The following is a 17296-nucleotide window of genomic DNA, read 5'->3' as shown; positions in this document are numbered from 1 at the left end:
TCGATGCGCAGACCGGAAGGCCGCTGAAAGCGAGGAGCCCGCCCTCCGGTGCCGCGGTCGCGGTCGGAGGGCGGGCTCGTTCGAGCGGGGAGGGTCAGCGCTCGTCGGGGGCGTTCGAGGCCGGCGCCGACGAGGTCGGGGTGGCCGTCGACGTCGGGGTCTGCGTCGGGGTCGGGGCCACGACGGGGACCGACAGGGTCGGCGAGGCGGGGGATTCGGGTTCGCCGCAGAGGACCGTGTAGGTGATGTCGATCGTGCCCGCGGACTCGCCGGCCTGGATCGTCGCGGTGGTCGACGTCGACGGGTTGGTGCTCGTCACGGTCGCGCCCTCGCCGGCGACGGTCACCCGGTAACCGGTCACGGAGGTTCCGCTCGGGCACTGGTTGTAGTTGCTCCAGGTGACGTTGAACGTGTCGCCGGGCTCGACGCTCGACGCGGCGGGAGTGACCGTCGGGACGGCGGTCGGGGCACCGGGGACGGCGACCTCGGTGTAGGTCGTGACGACGATCGTGGTGCCCTTGATCACGTTGGCGGTCGGATTGACCTCCTCGACCGCGCCGACCTGGTCCGAGCTGGGGGCGCTGGAGCCCTCCTCGCGCTGGACGCCCATCCCGAGCTCGGTGAGCTCGGCCTCGACCTCGTCGAAGGGGCGGCCGACGTAGTCGGAGGAGTTGATGACGACGATGTTCGAGCTCGGCGTCGCCGACGGCGTCTGCGAGGGGGACGGCGCCTGCGACGGGGTCTGGCTGACCGTCTGGCTCGGCGTCGGCTCGGCCTCGGTGCCGCCGTTGCTGGTCAGCGCGAAGATCGTGCCGCCGATCACCACGGCGAGGATCACGATCAGGGCCACGAGCGGCCAGGTCCAGGGGCTGCGCTTGCGCGGCTCCTCGGCCTCGATCGTCTCGTCCAGGGCGCCCGTCGGCGGGTTCGCCGCGAAGGCGGTCGTCGCTCCGGCGCCGAGAATCGTCGTCGCCTGGGTCGCGTTGCCCGCCGCGGAGGGCAGGACGGTCGTGGCCTGGGTGTTGGGCAGGTCGGCGGCGACGGCCGGCACCGCGAGCGCGGCGCCGCGGACGTCGCCGGAGCGCAGGGCCTGCGCGGCGCGGGCGAGGTGCGCGGCGGTCGCCGGCCGGTCGACCGGCTTCTTCGCGATGCAGGAGTAGACCAGGTTGCGCACGGGCTCCGCGACCGTGACCGGCAGCTCCGGCGGGGTGTCGTTGATCTGGGCCATCGCGATGGCGACCTGCGACTCGCCGGTGAACGGCCGGCGGCCCGCCAGGCACTCGTACGCGACGATGCCCAGCGAGTAGATGTCCGTCGCAGGGGAGGCGGGCTGGCCGCTCGCCTGCTCCGGGGAGAGGTACTGAACGGTGCCCATGACCTGGCCGGTCGCGGTGAGCGGGACCTGGTCGGCGATGCGGGCGATGCCGAAGTCGGTGATCTTCACGCGGCCGTCGGGCGTGATCAGGAGATTGCCGGGCTTCACGTCGCGGTGCACCAGGCCCGCGGCGTGTGCTGCGTGCAGGGCCAGCGCGGTCTGCGCGACGATGTCGAGGACCTTGTCGGTCGACAGCACGCGCTCGCGCTCGAGGACCGTGGAGAGAGCCTCGCCGGGCACCAGCTCCATCACGAGGTAGGCCGAGCCGTCCTCCTCGCCGTAGTCGTAGACGTTGGCGATGCCCTCGTGGTTGACGAGCGCGGCGTGCCGGGCCTCGGCGCGGAAGCGCTCGAGGAACCCGGGGTCGCCGAGGTACTCGTCCTTGAGGATCTTGATCGCGATCGTGCGGCCGATGACGAGATCCGTCGCCTGCCACACCTCTCCCATGCCGCCGATGGCGATCCGGGACTGCAGTTCGTAGCGTCCCCCGAAGGTGAGGCCTGATGTGGGTCTCATTTGTTCAGCACCGCCTCTAGTACCTGTTGTGCGATGGGTGCGGCGATCAGGTTGCCGTACCCGGTCTGGCCGAGCCCCCCGCCGTCCTCCACGAGGACGGTGATGGCGTACTGCGGATCGTCCGCAGGAGCGAATCCGGTGAACCAGAGGGTGTACGGGTCGTCCCCGCCGTTCTCAGCGGTGCCGGTCTTACCGGCCACCGTGACGCCACCTATTGTTGCATTCGTCGCCGCGCCGCCCTGGACGCTGGCGACCATCATGGCCTTCACGGCGTCCGCCGTCTCGGTGCTCACGGCCCGCCCGAGCGACTTCTCCTCGAAGCGCTGCAGCACGCTGAGGTCCTGCGAGCGGATGACGTCCACCAGGTTCGGCTGCATCACCTCGCCGCCGTTCGCGATCGCCGCGGAGACCATCGCGATCTGCAGCGGGGTCGCGCGCACCTCGTACTGGCCGAAGGCGGTCAGCGCCGTCTGCGCGTCGTCGGTGGTCTGCGGGTAGGTGCTCGCCTCGACCGACATCGGGATCTCGAGCTCGGTGTCGAAGCCGAACTTCTCCGCCTGGGCGCGGATCGCGGCGGCGCCCAGCTGCACGCCCATCTCGGCCATCGGCACGTTGCAGGAGAGCGAGACCGCCGTGGCGAGGGTCACCGTGTCTCCGGAGCCGCAGAGACCGCCGCCGGAGTTGGTCACCTGCGAGCTCGAGCCCGGCAGTGTGTACGCCTGGACGTTCGGGAAGCTGGAGTCCGGCGTGAAGCGGCCGGACTCGAGGGCGGCCGAGGCGACGACGAGCTTGAAGACCGAGCCGGGCGGGTTGAGCGAGCCGCCGATGGCGCGGTTGATGAGCGGATCGGTCGGGTCGTCGTTCAGCGCGCGGTACGCCGCGAGGACGTCGTCGGTGTCGTGTGACGCCAGGGCGGTCGGATCGAAGGTCGGCTTCGAGACCATCGCGAGGACGCGGCCGGTGGCCGGCTCGGTGACGACGACCGCTCCGGTGTAGTCGCCGAGGGCGTCGAACGCGGCCTGCTGCGCGACCGGGTCGATCGAGAGCTCGACCGAGGCGCCCTTCGGATCCTGGCCGGTGACGAGGTTGTTGATCTCGTCGAAGAACTGCGAGTTCGAAGTGCCGGAGAGGTAGTCGTTCAGCGAGCGCTCGATGCCGGTGGTGCCCTGGTTCAGGGTGAAGTAGCCGGTCACCGCCGAGTAGAGCGGGCCGTTCGCGTACTGGCGCTGGAACTTGTAGATGTCGTCCGACGGCGTCGAGGAGGCGATGGGCTCCCCGCCGGCGAGGATGACGCCGCGCTCCGTCGAGAAGCTCTCGTACAGCGTCCGGGTGTTCCGGGAGTCCTCGGAGAGGGTGTCGGCCTGGAGGACCTGGATGGTGGAGGTGGACACGAAGAGGGCCACGAACATCGCCAGGACGACGAAGCTCACGCGCTTGAGTTCTCGGTTCATCGGGGAGTCACACCACCAGACGCGGCTGATTGCGCACTGTGTCGGACAGGCGGAGCAGGACGGCGACGATCATCCAGTTCGCGACGAGCGACGAGCCACCGGCGGCGAGGAACGGCGTGGTGAGGCCGGTGAGCGGGATGACGCGGGTGACACCGCCGATGACGATGAAGCACTGCAGGGCGATCACGAACGAGAGCCCGACGCCGAGGAGCCTGCCGAAGTCGTCCTGGCCGGCGAAGCCGATCCGGAAGCCGCGCGAGACCAGCAGGAGGTAGAGGCCGAAGATCGCGAAGAGGCCGGCGAGGCCGAGCTCCTCGCCCAGGCTCGCGATGATGTAGTCCGACTGCGGGACCGGGGTGATGTCGGGCATGCCCTGGCCGAGGCCGGTGCCGAGCAGGCCGCCGTGCGCGAGGCCGAACAGTCCCTGCACGAGCTGGTAGCTGCCGCCGGGGTCGGCGCCGTAGCGGTCGGAGCTGAAGGCGTCGAGCCAGTTCGCGAAGCGGTTGCCGACGTAGCCGAGGGTCTGGCTGGCGAGGATCGCGCCGCCGAGGAAGAGGCCGACGCCGATGAGCACCCAGCTGGTGCGGCCGGTCGCCACGTAGAGCATCACGAGGAAGAGGCCGAAGTAGAGCAGCGCGGTGCCGAGGTCGCGCTGGAAGACGATGACGCCCATCGTCACGGCCCAGACCACGAGGATCGGACCGAGGTCGCGCAGCCGCGGGAAGCGCATCTTCAGGAAGGTCTTGCCGACCATCGAGAGCGAGTCGCGGTTGCGGACGAGGTAGCCGGCGAAGAAGACCGCGAGCGCGATCTTGGCGATCTCGCCGGGCTGGAAGCTGAAGAAGTCGCCGATGCCGATCCAGACGCGGGCGCCGCTGACCTCCTTGCCGATGAACGGCAGGAGGGGGAGCAGGAGCAGCACGATCGCCGCGAATCCGGCCACGTAGGTGTAGCGGAAGAGGACGCGGTGGTTGCGGATCACCAGCAGGACGACGATCGCGGCGACGATCGCCAGGCCGCTCCAGATGATCTGCCGGACGGCGACCGACTCCCAGCCGGTCGCGCCGTCGGCGATGTCGATCCGGTAGATCTCGGCGACGCCGAGCCCGTTGAGGACGGTGGCGATCGGGAGGAGGAAGGGGTCGGCCTCGGGCGCCGCGAAGCGCAGCACGACGTGGACGACCAGCACGAGCCCGGAGAGGCCGGCGCCGAGCGAGACGAGGGTGGTGTCGACCGCGCCGAGGGCGCCGAGCTGGACCAGGACGATCGCCGACGCGTCGATCAGGCACGCGCCGATCAGCAGCAGCAGCTCGAGGTTGCGCAGGCGCTGGCGGAGGAAGCGCGGGCGCTCCCGGGTGGCGGGGGCAGTGGCGGTGGCGGTCACGGTGCTCCGTTCGCGTCCGTCAGGCGCTCGACGATGTCGACGGCGCCGGCGTAGGAGTCGGCGCTGATCGTCTGCTCGAGCTGCTCGACGTCGTAGTCGCGGAGGGAGTCGAGGGGGATCCCCGTGTCCTCCTTCACTCCGGAGAGCGAGAGCGGGCCGACCGACTGCTGGATGCCCTGGTAGATGATCACGTTCTGGCCGTCGGTGCCGACGTAGAAGCGCGACTGCGTCCAGTCGTAGGCGAGCAGGACGCCGAGGAAGCCGGCGATCAGCACCAGCGAGAGGCCGACCAGCCAGGTGATCCGGCGGCGCAGGTGCCGGCGGCGGTCCTCCTCGATCAGCTCGTCGAGGTAGTCCTCGGACGCGGGCTCGAAGTGGGTCGGGCCCTGGGCGGCCGGGGCGCGGGTGTGCAGGCGGAGGCCGGGGATGCGGATCCGGTTCTGCGAGTCGTCGGTGCTGAGCGGCGTGGGCGCTGCGGCGGAGCCGACGATCACGGGCTCGGCCGTCGGCGCGAGGATCTGCGCGGTGTCGCCGGCGCCCGGGACGTCGAGGATGACGACGGTCACGTTGTCCGGTGCGCCGTGCGAGAGGCTGTCGCGGATCAGGCGGTCGGCGACCTGCTGCGCCGTCTCGTCCCGGGAGAGCTCCTTCTGGATCTCGTCGTGCGGGACGACGCCGGAGAGGCCGTCGGAGCAGATCAGCCAGCGGTCGTTCGGCTCGGTCTCGAGGGTGAGGGTGTCGATCTCGGGGTTCGTGTGCACGTCGCCGAGGACCCGCATGAGGACGGAGCGGCGCGGGTGCGTCATCGCCTCCTCCTCGGTGATGCGGCCGGAGTCGACGAGTCGCTGGACGAAGGTGTGGTCGGTGGTGACCTGCTCGAGCTTGCCGTCGCGCAGCACGTAGATCCGGGAGTCGCCGATGTGCGCGATGGCGACCGACTCGCCGACGCGGACGATGGCGCTGACGGTGGTGCCCATGCCGGTGAGCTCGGGGTGGTCGACGACGGCGTCGGCCAGCATCGTGTTCGCGGCGAGGAGGGTGCGCTTGAGCTCGTCCTCGGCCTCGTAGGTGGAGGCGTAGGTGCGGTCGGCCTGCGCGATGCGCTTGATCGCGATGGAGGAGGCGACGTCGCCGCCCGCGTGCCCGCCCATCCCGTCGGCGACGACGAAGAGCTGCCGGCCCGCGTAGCCGGAGTCCTGGTTGTTGGAGCGGATGCGGCCGACGTGCGAGACGGCGGCGCTCTCGCGCGTGACGCCCGTCTCCGCGGCGCTGTCGGGTGTGGCTGCCACGCGCTACGACCGCCGCAGCTCGAAGGTCGTCGTGCCGACCTTGACCGGGGTGTTCAGCGGCACCTTGGTGGGAGCGCCGACGCGACGGCCGTCGAGGAACGTTCCGTTGGTGGAGTCGAGGTCCTGGATCATCCACTCGTCGTTCCAGATCAGCAGGCGCGCGTGGTGCGTCGAGGTGTAGTCGTCGCGGATCACCAGCGCCGACTCCGAGGAGCGGCCGATCGTGAGCGGCTCGCCGTTGAGCTCGAGCTCGGTGCCGCGCTTGGGGCCCGAGGTGATGACGAGGCGCTGCGCGGTGTGCACGGTGGCGACGCCGCCGGAGTCGGTGCGCTCCTCGCGGGGGCGCCGAGCGGAGGGGGCCGACGGCTGGGGTGCGGGGGCGGCGGCCGCGGCGGCCACGACGGGCTGCGCGGCGGTGACGAACGGAGCGGCGTCCTGCGCGGCCGCGGGCTGCTGGCCGGCGGGCAGCTTGCGCACCCGCTGGCCGAACAGGTCGGAGCGCAGCGCGTAGACGATGCCGAACACGAAGAACCACAGCAGCGCGAGGAACGCGATGCGCAGGAGGAAGAGAGTGAGCTCGCTCATAGCCGGTCGTCCCAGAATCCCTCGGAGGAGCGCCCGGACGGACCGGACGGCGAGCGGTCGGCGCGCGCGGGTGCGGCGCCCTGGACGACGCGGAAGACGATCCGCGTGCGTCCGATCGAGATGGTCTGCCCGGGCGAGAGCGGCGCCTGGGTGACGGGCTTGCCGTCGAGCTTGGATCCGTTGGTGGAGCCGAGGTCGTGGACCTGGGCGCGGACGCCGTCCCAGAGGATCTCGACGTGCTTGCGGGAGGTGCCGGAGTCGTCGACCGTGATGTCGGCGTCGCTGCCGCGCCCGATGACCGTCCTGGACTTCGTGATCGGGTAGCGCTTGCCGTCGATCTCGAGCGCGGGCGTGGAGGCGACGACGCCCTTGACGCTGCGGGAGTCGACCTCGACCATCCCGGCGCTGAGCGACTCGTCGGCGGCGAGGGAGATGTCGATCGGGCCGGAGAAGCGGAAGCCCTGCTTCTTGGCGTGCTCGGTGGCGACCGCGATGAGCTCGTCGATCAGCGTCGGGCCCATCCGCTCCATCCGGTCGAGGTCGGCGGCGGACATGCGCAGGGTCAGCTGATTGGGCACGAGGATGCGGTCGCGGGTGACCACGGCCGCCGTGGTGTCGAGCTCGCGGCGGAGAGCGGAGGCGAGCTCGACCGGCTGCAGACCCGACTTGAAGGTCCGAGCGAAAGCGCCGTTGACGACGCGCTCGAGTCCCTTCTCGAAGTTGTCCAGAATGCCCACAGTCTTCCGATCTTCCGTTTCTTCGCCTCTCGGCGGTCGCGTTGGGATCGAGGTGTCTGCGCGCCCGGTCCGCTTCCGATCTCGTGTCTGCGCCGCGCACGGCTACGGGCATGTTACTGGGATGCTCTGGATACGGCCTCCCCGAGCGGGATTCGGAGTGCGGACCGCACCCGTCCGGACGCGGGGCTCCGGCTCGCGGAACGTCGTCCGGCACGCTCGAATGCGCCGATCTCGCGAGCCGAGGACCGTTCTGCGAGCCCGAGGTGGCACGCGACTCCCGTGGTCGCGGGGCCCGGTTTCCGGTGTCGGCCGTGGGGGTGCTAGTCTTTCTCGTCGGTGCTTCGGTGCCGTTGGTGAGCGCGAGTGGCGGAATAGGCAGACGCGCACGGTTCAGGTCCGTGTGCCCGAAAGGGCGTGGGGGTTCAACTCCCCCCTCGCGCACCAGAGACACAGCCCCCGATCGGAATCCGGTCGGGGGCTGTGCTGTTCCCGGTCGAGCTGTTCCCGGCCGTGCTGTTCCCGGCCGTGCTGTTCCCGGCCGTGTCGTTCCCGAGCCGTTCGCCGACGCCGGGACACAGGGGGAGGGGCGCGTGTTCACCGGGCGGACGCCGCGGGCGGGCACTGTCGGCGCATGATCGCTCTCCGCGCCGACGTCGGCGGCCTCGACTCGCGGGCGCTGCCCGAGCTGCTCCGCCGACTCCGCAGGCACCGGCACGTGCAGGTGGGCGCGCGTCAGTGGATCGCGGTGCTGCCCGAGGTGGGCTCGGTGCTCCTCACGGACGGCGCCGAGCTCGTGCTCGACGTGCTGGTGGAGCGGCGGGCGCTGCTGCCGATCGTCATCGACGCTCTCGAGGCGGAGCTGCGGCGCGACGGCTTCCGCGAGCGGCTCGCCCTCCGCTGGTCGACCCCCGACGCGGTCCCCGTCCCCTTCCGCTGACGCCCGGCGCCTCACGCGAGATGCCACTTGTACACGCCTTTCACGGCGTGTCGCGTGCACAAGTGGCATCTCGCGGAGGGGGAGAGGGGGGCGGGGGTCAGCGGCGGGTCAGCTCTACGACCGGGATGGTGCGGGTGGTCTTGGCCTCGTAGCCCTTGAAGCCTTCGGAGGCGTCGGTGAAGCGCTTCCAGCCGGCGTCGCGCTCGGCGCCCTCGAGGACGCGGGCGCGGACGGGGACGGTGCCGTCGTCGGGGGTCTCGATCACGGTGTCGGGGTTCGCCTCGAGGTTGTGGAACCAGGCGGGGTGCTTCGGGGCGCCGGCGGCGGAGGCGGCGATCAGCCAGACGTCGTCGGAGGGGTGCAGGCCCATCAGCGGGGCGATGCGCTCCTCGCCGGAGCGCGCGCCGGTGTGGTGCACGAGGACGAGGCTGCGGCCGAAGCCCGCGGTCGTCACCGTCCCGCCGTTCGCGCGGAACTCCGCGATGATCTGCTCGTTGAAGTCGGCCATGCTCGTGCTCCTCGACGTCGGTGTCAGGCGCGGGCGCCGAGGGCGTCCGTCCGCGAGCCGGGGCCGGACGCGGGAGGCGGCTCCGAGCCGCCGACCGCCGCCGCGGGATCCGCGAGCGCGCGACGCCAGGGTAGCTCCGCGGCCCCCACCAGCTCCAGCCTCGAGCGCAGGGCCGCGCGCTCGATCCGGACGCCGCGGGCGAGGTCGCTGAGGGCGCGCGCCGAGACGCGGGCCGCCAGGCGCTCGCGGTCGACGGTGAGCAGCGAGCCGAGGAAGCCGCCGAGGACGACCGCGGTCGGGTTGAAGAGGTTGATGTAGGTCGAGAGGCCCTCGGCGAGCAGGTCGACCTGGCGGGCCACCTCCCCGAGGACGGCGGGGTCGCGGGAGGTGCCCAGCGCGATGTCGAGCTCGTCCTGGTCGAGCACTCGGGCGCCGAGCACGTCGAGGAGCGAGCGCATCCGGACCTCCGCCTCGAGGCAGCCGTGCCGCCCGCAGCCGCAGAGGCGGCCGTTCGCGGCGACGAGGGTGTGGCCGAGCTCCGCCGCGAACCCGGAGGAGCCCTGCAGGGGGACGCCGCCGATGATCACGCCGCCGCCGATGCCGCTGGCGCCGCCGGTCACGTAGACGACGTCGGCGACGCCCCGCGCGGCCCCGAACAGCGACTCGCCGATCGCGCCGAGCGTCGCGTCGTTGCCGACCGAGACGGGGAGGTCGAGCGCGCGGCTGAGCTGCGACGCGAGGTCGACGTCGCGCCAGCCGAGGTGCGGCGCGCGGTGCACGAAGCCCGAGTCGGCCTGCACGAGGCCCGGCACGGCGACGCCGGCGCCGAGGAGGACGCGATGGGTCTCCCGCTCGGCGCGGAAGCCGGCCACGATGCCGCTGACTACGCGGACGACGGTCGCCGGGCTCGCCGGCTTCGGGGTGTCGAAGCGGACGCGGCGGAGGAGGTCGCCGTGCAGGCCGACCAGGCCGACGATGATCGCGTCGGTGTCGAGGTGGACGCCGACGACCGCGAAGGTGCGGCCGGGGACGACCGTCGCGCTCGGGCGGCCGATGCGGCCGTCGGAGGCGGTGGTCTCCTCCTCCACCCAGCCGAGCTCGCTCAGCTCGCCGACGAGGTTGGCGACCGCCGAGCGGTTCAGGCCGGTCAGGCGGCCCAGCTCGGCGCGGCTGATCGGTCCGGAGCGGTGCACCAGGGTCGCGATGGCGGCGAGGTTGTGCCGACGGAGCAGAGCGTTGCTCGATGCTCCGACTGCTCCTGCCATGCTGCTCAGCCTCTCGTCGGCGCGATGGGGCACCGGTCCGGGGATGCGCTCGGGCGCGGGCCCTCCGTGGAGAGAGCACGCGCCCGAGCACGGTGCAGGGAGGAGAGAAGGCTAGCGCCCGCCCGCCCTCCTCTTGTTGAAGATGTCGAACGCGACGGCCAGCAGGAGCACGAAGCCCTTGATCGCCATCTGCCACGCGGCGTCGACGGAGAGGATCGACAGGCCCATGTTGAGCACGCCCATCACGAGACCGCCGATGACCGCGCCGACCACCGTGCCGACGCCGCCCTGGACGGCCGCGCCGCCGATGAAGACCGCGGCGATCGCGTCGAGCTCGTAGTTCTGACCGGCGGAGGCGACGGCGCCGCCCGCGCGGGCCGTGCTGACGATGCCGGCGACACCGGCCAGCGCGCCCATGTTGACGAAGATGAAGAAGTTGACCCACTTCGTCTTCACGCCCGACATCATCGCGGCGAACAGGTTGCCGCCCATCGCGTAGATGTGGCGGCCGAAGACCGTCCGCCCGAGCACGAAGCTGTAGGCGAGGATCAGCACGGCGAGCACGATCAGGATGATCGGCGTGCCGCTGTAGCCCGCGAGCAGCCAGGCGAGGGCCATGATCGCGACGACCGCGACGACCGCCTTCACGTAGAAGGAGGCGATCGGCTCGCGCGGGAGCTCGAGACGGCGCAGCGTGGCGCGGGTGCGCACCTGCTGCACGACGAGGGCGACGCAGACGAGCAGCCCCAGCACGAGGGTGAGCGCGTCGCGGCCGGCGATGCCGCCGAGCACGCCCGGCAGCCAGCCCGCGCCGATCGCGGTGAACTCGGTCGGCAGGCCGTTGATCGTGCCGCCGGTGAGCAGGACCAGGGTGAAGCCGCGGAAGATCAGCATGCCCGCGAGGGTCACGATGAACGCCGGTATGCCGACGAAGGCGACCCAGAAGCCCTGCCAGGCGCCGACGGCGGCACCGGTGACCAGGGCGACGATCACGGCGGCCCACCAGGGCAGGCCCCAGTTGTTCATCGCGATCGCGGAGATGGCACCGACCATGGCGACGACCGAGCCGACCGAGAGGTCGATGTGGCCGGCGATGATCACCATCACCATGCCGATCGCGAGGATCAGCACGTAGGCGTTCTGCTGGATCAGGTTGTTGACGTTGCCCGGCAGCAGCAGGCGGCCGTTCGTCAGGACCTGGAAGAGCAGGATGATGATCGCGAGCGCGGCGAGGATGCCGTACTGGCGGAGGTTGATGTTCAGTCGGCGCGCCCGCTTGGGCGGCGTCGACGGCGTGCTCGCCGGCGTGCCGCTCGGGGCTGTCGTGGTCGTGGCGCTCATCGGGCCTGTTCCTTTCCGGCGGTCATGTAGTGCATGAGGTGTTCCTGGGTGGCGTCGGCACGGTCGATCTCGCCCGTGATGCGCCCCTCGGAGATGGTGTAGATCCGATCGGCCAGCCCGATCAGCTCGGGCAGCTCGGACGAGATGACGACGACCGCCTTGCCCTGGGCCGCGAGCTCGTTGATGATGCCGTAGATCTCGTACTTGGCTCCCACGTCGATGCCGCGGGTGGGCTCGTCGAGGATCAGCACGTCCGGGCCCGAGAAGATCCACTTCGAGAGGACGACCTTCTGCTGGTTGCCGCCCGAGAGCTTGCCGGTGACGGCGGAGACGCTCGGGGCCTTGATGTTCATCTTCGAGCGGTACGAGTCGGCGACCTTGTACTCGCGGTGCTTGTCGATCACGCCGAGGCGGGCGAGCCGCGAGAGCGCCGCGGCCGACACGTTGACGGTGATGTCGCCGATGAGGTTGAGGCCGTAGCGCTTGCGGTCCTCGGTCGCGTAGGCGAGGCCGTTGCGGATCGCCTCCTCGACGGTGCGCGTCTGGATCTCCTTGCCGTCCTTGAAGACGCGGCCCGAGATGCCGGTGCCGTAGCTGCGGCCGAAGATGCTCATCGCGAGCTCGGTGCGCCCGGCGCCCATCAGCCCCGCGAAGCCGACGATCTCGCCGGCCCGCACGGTGAAGGAGGCGTCCTCGACGACCACGCGATTGATGTCGACCGGGTGGTGGACCGTCCAGTTCTCGACGCGGAGCTTCTCCTCGCCGATCTGCGGATCGCGCGGCGGGAACATGCTGTTGAGGTCGCGGCCGACCATCGCGCGGATGATCCGGCTCTCGGAGGCGTCCTCGCCGGCCATCGCGAAGCTCTCGATGGTGCGGCCGTCGCGGATGATCGTCACCGTGTCCGCGATGGCGCGGATCTCCTTCAGCTTGTGGCTGATGATGATGCAGGTGATGCCCTGGCGGCGCAGCTGGTCGATCAGGCCGAGCAGGTGGTCGCTGTCCTCGTCGTTGAGCGCGGCGGTGGGCTCGTCGAGGATGAGGAGCTTCACCTCCTTCGCGAGCGCCTTGGCGATCTCGACGAGCTGCTGCTTGCCGACGCCCAGCTCGAGGATCTTCGTCGCCGGGCTCTCGGCGAGGCCCACGCGGGCGAGCAGCTTGGCCGCCTCCGCGTTGGTGGCGTTCCAGTTGATGACGCCGCGGGTGGACTTCTCGTTGCCGAGGAAGATGTTCTCGGCGATCGACAGGTAGGGGCTCAGAGCGAGCTCCTGGTGGATGATGACGACGCCGTCGGCCTCGCTGTCGTTGATCGAGCGGTACTGCGCCTGGCGGCCCTCGAACTCGATCGAGCCCTCGAAGCTGCCGACGGGGTAGACGCCCGAGAGGACCTTCATGAGCGTCGACTTGCCGGCGCCGTTCTCGCCGCAGATGGCGTGGACCTCGCCCGGCTGGACCGAGAGCGAGACGCCGTCGAGGGCGCGGACGCCGCCGCCGAACTCCTTGACGATGTCGCGCATGATGAGGATGGGACTGGCCAACAGGGCCTCACTTCGTTGTGCAGAGGATGGGCTTCGAGGGGAAGAAGGGGGAGAGGGGCGGGGTGGGGGAGGATCACTCCTCCCCTGCCCCGCCCGACCGATCAGAGTCCGACGTCGCCGGCCGTGAGGAAGCCGGAGTCGACGAGGACCGACTGCACGTCGTCCTTGACGACGACCTGCGGCTCGAGGAGGTAGGACGGGACGACCTTCTCGCCGTTGTCGTACGTCTCGGTGTCGTTGACCTCGGGCTCCTCGCCCGCGACGATCGACTGCACCATCTGGAAGACGCGGTCGCCGAGGGTGCGGGTGTCCTTCCAGACCGTCATCGACTGCTCGTCGGCGAGGATCGCCTTGACGTTGGCCTTGTCGGCGTCCTGCCCGGTGATGATCGGGTAGTCGGCGCCGGGCGCGTAGCCGGCGGACTTCAGCGAGGCCTCGATGCCGATCGCCAGGCTGTCGTTGGGGGAGAGCACCACGTCGACCTTCTGGTCACCGGTGTAGAAGGAGGAGAGGCGGTTGTCCATCTCGGACTGCGCCTTGTCCGAGGCCCAGCCCTGGATGCCGATGGAGGCCCAGTCGTCGTCCGAGGCGGGCGACTTGCCGGACGGCACGACGAGCTTGCCGCTCTCGATGTAGGGCTGCAGGACGTCCCAGGCGCCGGAGAAGAAGAACTTGGCGTTGTTGTCGTCGGGGCTGCCGGCGAAGGGCTCGAGGGTGAAGGGACCCGCGGCGTTGGCGAGGTCGAGGGTCGACTCGATGTACTGGCCCTGGAGCTGGCCGACCTTGTAGTTGTCGAACGTCGCGTAGTAGTCGACGTCGGCGGTGCCGTTGATCAGGCGGTCGTAGGCGATGACGGTCGCGTTCTGCTTCTTCGCCTCGGCGAGGACGGGGGCGAGCGCCTCGCCGTCGATGGCCGCGACGACGAGGATCTTCGAGCCGCCGGCGATCTGGTTCTGGATCTGCGAGATCTGCTGGTCGGTCTTGTTGTCGGCGTACTGCAGGTCGACGGTGCAGCCGTCGCCCTCGAGCTGGGACTGGAGGCCCTCGCCGTCGTTGATCCAGCGCTCGAGGCTGCGGGTGGGCATCGAGATGCCGACGGTGCAGTCGCCTTCGGCGCCCGCGCCGGCAGCGGCGCCGCCCGAGTTGGCGGGGCTGGCGGAGCAGGCGGCGAGGCCGAGGGAGATGATGCCGGCGGCGGCCAGCGTGGTGATGCTGCGGGAGAACTTCATGGAGTGCATTCCTCTCTGAAAGCAGTGTCCGAGGATGAGGACGGCGCGAGAGCGTGCAGGTGGGAGCACGTCGTCGTGTCGTCGCCCGGGAGGGGCGGGGAGCCCCGAGGGGCTTTGTCCACGGAGACAACATATTGCGCGTGCACCGGTCTGTAAAGCGCGACGGGAGATCGATCCGCGGCGTTGCCGAACCGTGACCTTCCACCGGTGTCTCCGCGCCAGCGCTGGGTGAGACCGCTCTCAGGAGGCGACATGAAAGCGGGGACCCCGGGCACGAGCCGAGCTCGTTCCGGGGTCCCCGTGTTCTTCAGCGCCGTCGTCAGAGCCAGCGGCGCAGGCCCGGCCGCTCCAGGACGCCGGCCAGGGTGCGGTTCCGGGTCCGCATGATGCGGACGAGGAGACCGGTCGCGGAGATCTGCGAGCAGGTCGCCGCGAAGGCGAGGACGAGGCCCGAGAGCAGCGCCATCACCGGGTACTCGTCGATGAGCTGATCGGCCGACCAGTACATCAGCAGCGTCGCGAGCGAGGCGAGCGCGGCCGGCGCGGTGAGGATCCCCGCGATCAGCGCGACGCCCAGCCCGATCTCGACGAGCGGGGTGACGAAGCCGAAGAGACCGGCCTGATCGTGCAGGATCGTCGACGCGAAGAGCTGGAAGTAGTCGGGCACTCGCCCGTTCTCCGCGGCGCCGTCGGCGACGAGGAGGATGTCGGAGGCTCCGAATCCGGATCGCAGCTTGATCGCGCCCTCGTTGATCCAGAGCAGGCCCAGGGCGACGCGGACGGCGGTGCCCAGGGCCGCGGCCGCCCAGCGCCACCCGGGCCGCGTCACGAGAGCTTCGCCGCGCCGAAGACGGCCTTCGCCTTGTCGCAGTGCACGACCACGTAGGTGTAGTCGGCGGCGTCGCCCACGTCGAAGCTCTGGGTCTTCGTGTCGTAGGAGACCGGGCCCAGCTCGACTCCGGCGCTCACGGCCTTCTCGTCGGTCCCGTTCGTCAGGTAGAGGTGCAGGTCCGGGCCCTCGTCGGAGGAGAAGCCGCTGAGGTCGACCGTCTTTCCCGACACGGTCGCGGTGCCGGTGACCTTCTTGCCGTTGAGGCCCTCGAACGCGCCTTCGCGGCTCTCGCCGGCCGGCGCGACCGTCGACGGCGCCGTGGTCTTCGCGGCGGCGGAGCTGGAGCTCGTGGACGACTGCGAGGCGGTTCCGGTGGCCGGCGCGCAGCCGGTCAGGACGCCGGCCACGAGGACGACTCCGGCGATCGCCTTGGGGAGCAGGTGACGGGACATGGGGTGTTCCTCTCGTTCTGGCTCTCCGGGTCGGGGTGACCGGGAGAGCGGAAGGGCGACCGGAGGGGAGCCGGTCGCGACCTCGGGCGGGCCGCAGCGGAGTGTGGGAACGGCGCGGCCCGCCCGAGGAGTGCGGGAAGGGTCAGTTGACCTTCGAGATGGCGCAGGACTTGAAGCCCGAGTTCGCGTTGACTTGCACGTTGTAGGAGTGCCCGGCCTCGAACGTGTAGCCCGATCCGACCGGGCAGGCGTACTGCTCACCCGGTGAGGCGACGTCGCTCTGCGCGGAGTAGCCGTTGATCAGCACCTGCGAGGTGGTGAAGGACTTCTTCCCGCCGCTGAAGATCGAGTCGAGGCTGCTGCTGTTGATCACGTACGGGGTCGCGGGGTTCTTGGCGGACGCCGAGGTGCCGAACGACTCGTTGGCGCCCGGGCTCAGTGCAGAGCCCCACTTGTTGCCGAAGATCCAGTACTGACCGTCGACCACGAGCGTGGCCGAGGCGTAGGCGCCCGAGTCGGGGCTGTCCGGGCCGGTGTTGCTCACCTGGAGGAGGAAGTACGGAGCCGGTGCCGGCGCGGCCGCCCCGAAGAGCGCGACGCTGAAGGCGCCGGGGACGGCCGAGGTGTCTCCCCAGGCCGCGGGCGCGTAGTCGTTGTTGAGCGACCACTGCATCACGCCGGTCACGTGACCGTAGAGCTCGGGCTTCGCCTTCATCGCCTTCCACTGCGCGGCGAGGTCGGCGAGCACCGCGGCCTGGTCGTAGGCGGCGGCGCCGGATCCGCCGAAGACGTTGTTCGCGGTGCCGCTGGCGCCGGCGTTGCTGACCTGGCCGATCACGATCCTCGTGCCCTCGCCGATGCACAGCGAGGTGGCGGCGGAGCAGTCGGACCGCACCGCGCTGTTCAGCGCGCGGGCGATCGTGCTGAAGAAGCCGGGGTCCTTCTCGGCGGCGCCGCCGACCGTCCAGCCGCCGGTGTTGTAGGTCTGGGCGAGCAGGTAGTCGACCGTGCCGCTCTTCAGGAGCGGACCGAACTGGTCGTTCGCGCCGTCGTGGACACCGGAGGTGAGGGTCAGGTTGGTGGGCGCGGCCGGGTCCACCTCGGTCCCGCTGCTCAGGTAGACCTGCGGTGCGACGGCGAGGGAGAGGCCCGCGCCCTTCACGGTCGCGCCGAGGGCGCTGATCGTCGGAGCGTCGATGCCGTTCTCGAGGTCGAGGTCGACGCCCGTGATGCTCCCGCCGCTGAGCTTCGCGTTGTAGTCCTCGATCTGCGCGAGCAGCCGGGAGCCGACGGCGCTCGCCGTGCCGGCGTTCACGGTGTCCCGGGTGACGGTCTGCCCGCCGAGGCTGAGCAGGTTCACCGTGCCCTTCGCCTCCTGGTCGATGACCTTCTGCATCGCCGCGAGGGTCGCGGGATCGGCCGTGCTGCTCGCCGGGTCGGCGAAGGCGAACACGATCACGTTCGAGGCGGCGATGCCGGCCGGATCGATCTGCGCCAGCGAGCCGGTCGCTCCGAGCTGGAGGTAGGAGACGCGGAGGTCGGGGACGGGGCTCGCGGTGTCGGCGACGGCGGCCGGTGCGGCACCGCCCACGGCGACGGCGCTCGGAACGGCGACAGCGGCGGCGAGGGCGGCGGCGGCCAGGAGGCGGCGGAGTCGTGGTCTCATTCTCGGGTGTCCCTTTCGTGGGTGGGGAGGGCGAGCGATGGTCGCGGCGGACGACGATCTGAACCGGCCTCGTGGGCGGCAGAGCGGTTTTCGCGGGGTCGACATCGATGGTGAGCCGACCGCGCGGCGTCCCGAAATCTCTGGCACGGATCATTGGAGGTGGCGGGAACGGCTGATGAGGCTCAGTGATC

At 70.7% G+C, this 17296-nt stretch carries 15 protein-coding genes and 1 tRNA gene; 2 read left to right on the top strand and 14 right to left on the bottom strand.

The features are described 5' to 3' along the window. Positions 1 to 94: 94 nt before the first annotated feature. The 6 genes from MT355_RS09950 to MT355_RS09925 are packed head-to-tail and all read right to left on the bottom strand — an operon-like array spanning position 95 to position 7337. The gene (locus tag MT355_RS09950; RefSeq protein WP_132437323.1) at positions 95 to 1891 is read right to left on the bottom strand and encodes a protein kinase; all 1797 of its coding nucleotides are present in this window, start codon (positions 1889 to 1891) and stop codon (positions 95 to 97) included. Then, on the bottom strand, positions 1888 to 3342 hold the full coding sequence (locus MT355_RS09945) for a penicillin-binding protein 2 (protein WP_243599402.1): 1455 nt from the start codon (positions 3340 to 3342) through the stop codon (positions 1888 to 1890). Before MT355_RS09945 ends, MT355_RS09950 begins: the two co-directional genes overlap by 4 nt. A gap of 7 nt (positions 3343 to 3349) precedes the next feature. Then, positions 3350 to 4726 (bottom strand): FtsW/RodA/SpoVE family cell cycle protein, encoded by a 1377-nt coding sequence (locus MT355_RS09940; protein WP_133961351.1) that lies wholly within the window; start codon positions 4724 to 4726, stop codon positions 3350 to 3352. Then, positions 4723 to 6015 carry a Stp1/IreP family PP2C-type Ser/Thr phosphatase gene (locus MT355_RS09935; RefSeq protein ID WP_123447238.1) on the bottom strand — a complete coding sequence of 431 codons (1293 nt, stop codon included), beginning with the start codon at positions 6013 to 6015 and terminating at the stop codon, positions 4723 to 4725. The genes MT355_RS09940 and MT355_RS09935 overlap by 4 nt, the downstream gene beginning before the upstream one ends. Before the next feature lie 3 nt (positions 6016 to 6018). After that, positions 6019 to 6600 (bottom strand): FHA domain-containing protein, encoded by a 582-nt coding sequence (locus tag MT355_RS09930; RefSeq protein ID WP_243599401.1) that lies wholly within the window; start codon positions 6598 to 6600, stop codon positions 6019 to 6021. Further along, positions 6597 to 7337 carry a DUF3662 and FHA domain-containing protein gene (locus MT355_RS09925; protein ID WP_243599400.1) on the bottom strand — a complete coding sequence of 247 codons (741 nt, stop codon included), beginning with the start codon at positions 7335 to 7337 and terminating at the stop codon, positions 6597 to 6599. Before MT355_RS09925 ends, MT355_RS09930 begins: the two co-directional genes overlap by 4 nt. Positions 7338 to 7694: 357 nt before the next feature. Here MT355_RS09925 and MT355_RS09920 point away from each other — a divergent pair. Together MT355_RS09920 and MT355_RS09915 are read left to right on the top strand one after the other, a co-directional pair. Further along, a tRNA-Leu gene (locus MT355_RS09920) sits at positions 7695 to 7781 on the top strand. Between the two features lie 187 nt (positions 7782 to 7968). Beyond that, positions 7969 to 8274 (top strand): hypothetical protein, encoded by a 306-nt coding sequence (locus tag MT355_RS09915; RefSeq protein ID WP_243599399.1) that lies wholly within the window; start codon positions 7969 to 7971, stop codon positions 8272 to 8274. 97 nt (positions 8275 to 8371) lie between these two features. Here the strand turns inward: MT355_RS09915 and MT355_RS09910 are convergent, their stop codons facing one another. The 8 genes from MT355_RS09910 to MT355_RS09875 all read right to left on the bottom strand — a co-directional run bounded on the left by MT355_RS09910 (position 8372) and on the right by MT355_RS09875 (position 17105). Beyond that, the gene (locus MT355_RS09910) at positions 8372 to 8782 is read right to left on the bottom strand and encodes a nitroreductase/quinone reductase family protein (RefSeq protein WP_243599398.1); all 411 of its coding nucleotides are present in this window, start codon (positions 8780 to 8782) and stop codon (positions 8372 to 8374) included. A gap of 23 nt (positions 8783 to 8805) precedes the next feature. Then, entirely contained in the window at positions 8806 to 10047 is a 1242-nt protein-coding gene (locus MT355_RS09905) for an ROK family transcriptional regulator (protein WP_243599397.1), read from the bottom strand. Positions 10048 to 10158: 111 nt separating this feature from the next. Further along, positions 10159 to 11388, bottom strand: a complete 1230-nt coding sequence (gene mmsB, locus MT355_RS09900; RefSeq protein WP_123447231.1) for a multiple monosaccharide ABC transporter permease — start codon at positions 11386 to 11388, stop codon at positions 10159 to 10161. Continuing rightward, on the bottom strand, positions 11385 to 12905 hold the full coding sequence (mmsA, locus tag MT355_RS09895; RefSeq protein ID WP_123447230.1) for a multiple monosaccharide ABC transporter ATP-binding protein: 1521 nt from the start codon (positions 12903 to 12905) through the stop codon (positions 11385 to 11387). Before mmsA ends, mmsB begins: the two co-directional genes overlap by 4 nt. 122 nt (positions 12906 to 13027) lie before the next feature. Then, on the bottom strand, positions 13028 to 14155 hold the full coding sequence (gene chvE / locus MT355_RS09890; RefSeq protein ID WP_372487834.1) for a multiple monosaccharide ABC transporter substrate-binding protein: 1128 nt from the start codon (positions 14153 to 14155) through the stop codon (positions 13028 to 13030). 319 nt (positions 14156 to 14474) lie between these two features. Further along, entirely contained in the window at positions 14475 to 14984 is a 510-nt protein-coding gene (locus tag MT355_RS09885) for a DoxX family membrane protein (RefSeq protein WP_243599396.1), read from the bottom strand. Then, entirely contained in the window at positions 14981 to 15439 is a 459-nt protein-coding gene (locus MT355_RS09880; protein WP_123736172.1) for a DM13 domain-containing protein, read from the bottom strand. Before MT355_RS09880 ends, MT355_RS09885 begins: the two co-directional genes overlap by 4 nt. Before the next feature lie 142 nt (positions 15440 to 15581). Next, entirely contained in the window at positions 15582 to 17105 is a 1524-nt protein-coding gene (locus MT355_RS09875) for a hypothetical protein (protein WP_243599395.1), read from the bottom strand. Between the last annotated feature and the right edge of the window lie 191 nt (positions 17106 to 17296).

The sequence above is a fragment of the Rathayibacter sp. VKM Ac-2929 genome (assembly GCF_022815495.1).
Classification (GTDB): Bacteria; Actinomycetota; Actinomycetes; order Actinomycetales; family Microbacteriaceae; genus Rathayibacter; species Rathayibacter festucae.
Note: the sequence above shows the minus strand (reverse complement) of the source record. Positions and strands in the feature narration are given on the sequence as shown.